The organism is Gardnerella sp. 30-4, from assembly GCF_001641215.1.
Classification (GTDB): Bacteria; Actinomycetota; Actinomycetes; order Actinomycetales; family Bifidobacteriaceae; genus Bifidobacterium; species Bifidobacterium leopoldii.
In genome coordinates this window covers 1-5,236 of the sequence record NZ_LXJL01000072.1, presented here as the reverse complement: position 1 = coordinate 5,236, position 5,236 = coordinate 1, and the positions used below count along the sequence as shown (strand labels likewise).

The window sequence follows — 5,236 nt, the reverse complement described above, 5'->3', positions numbered from 1 at the left end:
ACATTAAAGTTTATGTTGAGTAGTTTTATGGATTAATATAGCTAATGCAAAATTTATATGGCGCTGAGAGCATTCATGATGCTTTCGTGAAAATAATTGTAACAGTAAAATTTATTAATACCGTATGATTTAGCGTTCTCAACGCCATTGTTTTCTTAATAAGATTTTTATCATATATGTTCGTGGTGGCGCATTTATTATAAAGGTGATGATCATTGTTGATGTCACTTTCATGAGCCACGATATGGGGTGAATTATGTTAACTCATGGTATTTTGAACGCACAATTAGCAGCTGCTATTGCAAAATTGAGGCATAAGGATCAATTTGTTGTTTCTGACTGTGGCTTGCCTGTCCCAGCGGGCGTAGAAGTTATTGATTTAGCCTTGGTTTTTGGAATACCGCGATTTCCTGATGTGCTTGCATCAATAAAGGACGATCTTGTTCTTGAGTCTGGTATTATGGCGGAAGAAGCTTGTGATGATGTTCCAGAAACATGGGTCAAGGATTTGCTTGGTGTGCCATTGACTTATGTGCCTCATGATGGCGAACAAGGATTTAAGTCTCTTGTTTCGCAAGCTAAATTCGTGATTCGAACGGGTGAGACTACTCCGTATTCTAACGTGTTGCTGCGTTGTGGTGTTCCATTCTAAGCTTTGTTTTGCGCAATATTTAGGGAGAATTATGTGTAGTTATCATATGCTTGACTCGTTGGAGAGTTTAGAAAAGATTAAAGTCATTCAGCCTGTTAACGTGGCTTTGCAACGTGAGACATTGCCTGCGTTACGAAATATGAAGATGCCTACTGTAGCGATAGTTGGTTCTATGAATGCGGATTATACTATTGTTGCTAATCGTCTTCCTATGCCTGGTGAGACCATTAAAGGTGACGAAATACGAATACTGCCTGGAGGTAAGTCAGGTAATCAGGCAGTATCTGCTGCAAAGCTTGGTGCGCACGTATGTATGTTCGGTGCTGTAGGTAATGATGCTAATGCTGATTTTCTTACTGGTGCTTTGCGAGAATCTGGTGTTGATACGACGTATGTACGTCATGTACCCAATTGCAACAGTGGCGCAACAGTGATTACAGTGGATGCGCAAAGTGGCGAAAATACTATTGTTTATGCGCCTGGATCTAACTCGCAAGTTGATATTGATTATATTCAGTCGTCATCTGTACAAGCTGCTATTACTAATGCAAAAGTATTAGGGCTTTGCTTGGAAAGTCCATTAGAATCGGTTACGATGTGCGCTCGCTTAGCACATGAGCATGGCGTAAAAGTTTTGCTTAATAATTCGCCTTTTTTGGATACATTACCGCGAGATCTTATACGATCTGCAGATATCTTACTGGTCAATGAGCATGAAATGGCACAGCTATTGCATATTTCAGAACCAGATAGTGGTGATTGGGATTCATTTGATTGGAAGCATACGCTTCATGCAATGCATGAGTTTGGCTTTAATGAGGCAATAGTAACACTTGGCTCACATGGGTCTATGGTTTTGGATTATGCTGATAATTCGGTGCATCGAATTATGGCTCAGCATGTCAATGCCGTTGATACTACGGGTTGTGGCGATGCTTTTATGGGTACTGTGCTTGCGTGTTTGTCTGTGGATATGCGGTTGGTTGATGCGGCGTCACTCGCTTCTTATGTAGCTGCATATGCTGCTACTGGATTTGGCACACAAGCTTCCTACGGTACAGTTGCTCAAATTCGTCAATTTTTTCACTTGTAAGTAGGTGATGCATGCATAAATTGTAAGTATATTCAGTTGACGTTCGCGCCTTGCCGATGTACAGAATTTTGACATTCTTCTAAAACTGTGTAATATGCTATAAAAACCAAAAAGCAGTTGGCTGATTTTAGTCACTACAATCAGCCTTACTGCTTTTTATTATATTCACAGCCGCTTCGACGAATTTCCATGTATGCACGAATTTCGCCTAAGCACATTTTTATCTAAAAGGAGGTGTCACTATGAGTGGCATGAAATATGCAATGATCGGTTCGGGAGCTATGGGATATCGCTATGGCGTTTTGTTGCAGGAAACGGCTGGCATTCATGTTGATTTCATTGATGCCTGGGATGAAAATGTGAATAAAGTTCGCGAGCAAGGCGGCGTAATGGTGAGCCGTGACCACGAAAACCGTCATTTAGTGCCGATTAATATGTATACGCCTGAAGATTATGACGGCGATCCAGACGTGTGGATCGTGTTTATGAAGCAAATGCAGCTTGCGGAAATGTTGGAGCGTTGTAAGCATTTGTTTAAAGAGCATCAGGTTGTGTTTGCTGCTATGAATGGTTGGGGTCATTTCGAAAAGTTGCAGCAATATTTCCCGGATGACCATATTTATGGTGGAACTGCAATGATTGCAACCGTTTTGAACGGTCCGGGCGACGTTGATTTTATTGGTAAAGTTGGCGTTGGTACCATGAACATGTGTGCGTTAAACGAGCAGGTGAGCGATGTTGAGCTTGCTATGCGAGACGATTTTAAAGCTGCAGGCTTGAATCCTACTATTACGGAAGATTTCAAGGGTACGTGCATGGCGAAGGTAGTTTTCAATTCCGTAGTTAACACTTTGTGCACAATGTATCAGATTCAAATGGGCCAGTTTATTTCGTACCCTGGGTCTATGGATATGGCTCGACAGCTTATTAACGAAGCGTACGACGTGTGCGATCGTGCAGGAATTCGTATGGTTAATACGCGTCAGCAGGAGTTGGAGGCTATCGATTACGTAAGTCGTGTTGCAAATCCTTTGCACTATCCTTCTATGTACCAAGATATGAGTCGCGGACGAAAGACTGAAGTCGATTACATCAACGGATATATTGCAAAGCTCGGTCGCGAAAATGATTACGTTTGCCGCACTCACGAATTCTTAACGCACGGAGTTCATTTGGCAGAACTCGCGTTCAAGCTTCATAATCAGCAATAATTTAGAGAGTATCCCTATAGCTCTTGCAATGAATGAGAAGGAGGAGCGGCTCGCAATTTTTACTGCGGGCCGCTTTTTATGATCCGCGCGTAACATCTAATATGCTGATAAAATTTAGAGTCTAAAATCATAAATAWTTTATGAGGCTTTTGATGAAAAGTGTAAAAATTTGGCTTAAGGGTGCAAGAATTTACACGCTTCCAATAGGCTTAGTTCCTGTTGTTATGGCGTTTGCGGTTTCATTTAGAATGATGCGATTTTCGTATTTTGAAGAACCAATTATGCATCTAGAGCAATGTTTTATACAATTTTTCTTGTGCTGCATGGTTGCTGCGTTTATACAAATCGCCGTCAATTATGCCAATGATTATTGTGACGGATTGAATGGCTTGGATGAGAATCGTAGTTTGCGTGCTTTAAGTAGCAATAATTCAAAGCCTTTATGCGATGTATCTTGGCGCCTTGCAAATGCTGGAATTTCCTCGAAATCTGTGCTTAAAGCTGTAATAATTTCTGCTTTTATTTCTTGTATTTTTGGTTTGATTATTGTTTTGCGAACTGGAATATATTGGTTTATTTTACTTGGAATTGCGTGCTTTGCTGCAGCCTGGTTTTATGCCGGGGGTAAACATCCTTACGGTTATAAAGGTTGGGGAGAAGTAAGTGCGTTTGTATTTTTCGGTCCTGTTCCTTTTATTGGTTCGTTATGCGCAATTACATATGGAATTGGTATTCCAGAAACTAGTATATTTATTAATGGCGGGCAAAGGATTTTGGCTTGTTTGCTAATATCTTGCATTCCTGGTGCTTATTCGGCTTGCTTAATGATGGTAAACAATCTTCGAGATATTAAAAGCGATAAAGAGCATGGAAAAATAACTGCTATGGTTAGAATTGGTGAGCGCAATGGTAGGCGTTTATGCGCTGCTATGAGCATTGTTTCTGCTGTTCTATTGATCGCATATTCTATTTTGATTATTGTGTTACCTTCTGCAGTGCCATCAATATGGCGCTTTTATAGTGTTGAAGTTTTCCTCAGTTTTAGTGCGATTGTATGCAATACTTCATGGCATTTATTTTTTGCTGCTTTTCAGTGGCTCTTATTGTTAGTCATTGCAATTAAAGCTTATAAGTTTACTAAATGTGTGCTTATAGGTGATTACAAGAACGCTTTTCCTATGTGCGTTGCTCAGGCAATACTTGGTGCGCTGGCTGTATTATTATCTGCGATTATATAAAATAAGCAAAATAGTGCTAATTGTATGTGCTTGTTCGCGCGTCTTGCAATTCTTATGATATTATTAATTGACACGAACATGGTGCGCGTGCGGTATTTTAATGACTTGCAAATTGTGTTATGATGCGCAATTTCCACTAGTGTTTGTGAGTGTGCCGTTGCGTGAGCGCCATGTTAAAGATGCATGGTGATGTTGCCCTGTGAATGTGTGGCAATGAAGTGAGGTTTTGAATATGCCAGGTATGGATGAAAATGAAGGGACAGAGCCAGCGATGCCTGAGGTACTTACTGATGATGAGCTGCGCAAAGCTGCAGATGATGAAGCTGCTCAGCGAGAATCTAAAGAAAAGAAAAACAATCATATTCGTACTGTGGTAGTTGCAGAAGATGAATCAGTTAATCGTATGGATTTAGTGGCAATGCTTGAAGATAACGGATATCAAGTTGTAGGTCAGGCTGCTAACGGTCAAGAAGCTATTGAGTTGACGCGTGAAAATCATCCAGATGTTGTATGCATGGATGTTAAGATGCCTGTTATGGATGGCATTACCGCCGCTGCAACAATCTGTGATGAGAATATTGCTCCTGTAGTAATGCTCACTGCTTTTTCACAGTCAGATTTAGTAAAACAAGCAACTGGTGCTGGAGCGATGGCGTACGTTACTAAACCGTATGAAGAATCTAAACTTCTTCCTGCTTTGGAAGTTGCTATGGGTCGCTTTAGCGAGATCAACGATTTATTAGATAGTGTTGAACGTGCAGAAAACAAGTTACACGATGCTGAAGATCAGTTGAAGAAAACAGAAGAAAAGTTGAAGAAAGCTGAAGATACTTTAGAAGAACGTAAGCTTGTAGATCGTGCTAAAGGTCTTCTTATGGATAAGGCTGGATTCTCTGAACAGGGTGCTTTCCGCTGGATTCAAAAAACTTCTATGGATCAGCGTATCCCTAAGAAGCGTCTTGCAATGGCTATTATTGCAAAGTATAGCGATGATAAAGCAGAATCTTCATCTGAAAATTAGTAGGGTTATATTTATTCATTT

5 protein-coding genes are annotated in these 5,236 nt (G+C 40.5%); all 5 read left to right on the top strand.

The features are described 5' to 3' along the window. Positions 1-256 precede the first annotated feature (256 nt). The 5 genes from rbsD to A5294_RS04830 all read left to right on the top strand — a co-directional run bounded on the left by rbsD (position 257) and on the right by A5294_RS04830 (position 5,215). Entirely contained in the window at positions 257-652 is a 396-nt protein-coding gene (rbsD, locus tag A5294_RS04850; RefSeq protein ID WP_004106191.1) for a D-ribose pyranase, read from the top strand. 46 nt (positions 653-698) lie between these two features. Next, positions 699-1,745, top strand: coding sequence for a ribokinase (locus A5294_RS04845; RefSeq protein ID WP_064340600.1), 1,047 nt, complete (start codon positions 699-701; stop codon positions 1,743-1,745). Between the two features lie 242 nt (positions 1,746-1,987). After that, on the top strand, positions 1,988-2,956 hold the full coding sequence (locus A5294_RS04840; RefSeq protein ID WP_004106195.1) for a ketopantoate reductase family protein: 969 nt from the start codon (positions 1,988-1,990) through the stop codon (positions 2,954-2,956). 152 nt (positions 2,957-3,108) lie between these two features. Further along, a complete protein-coding gene (gene menA, locus A5294_RS04835; RefSeq protein WP_064340599.1) occupies positions 3,109-4,194 on the top strand; it encodes a 1,4-dihydroxy-2-naphthoate octaprenyltransferase in 1,086 nt (361 codons plus the stop codon). A 232-nt stretch (positions 4,195-4,426) separates the two neighbouring features. After that, positions 4,427-5,215: an ANTAR domain-containing response regulator gene (locus A5294_RS04830; RefSeq protein WP_004119309.1), complete on the top strand. Its 789-nt coding sequence runs from the start codon at positions 4,427-4,429 to the stop codon at positions 5,213-5,215. Positions 5,216-5,236 lie beyond the last annotated feature (21 nt).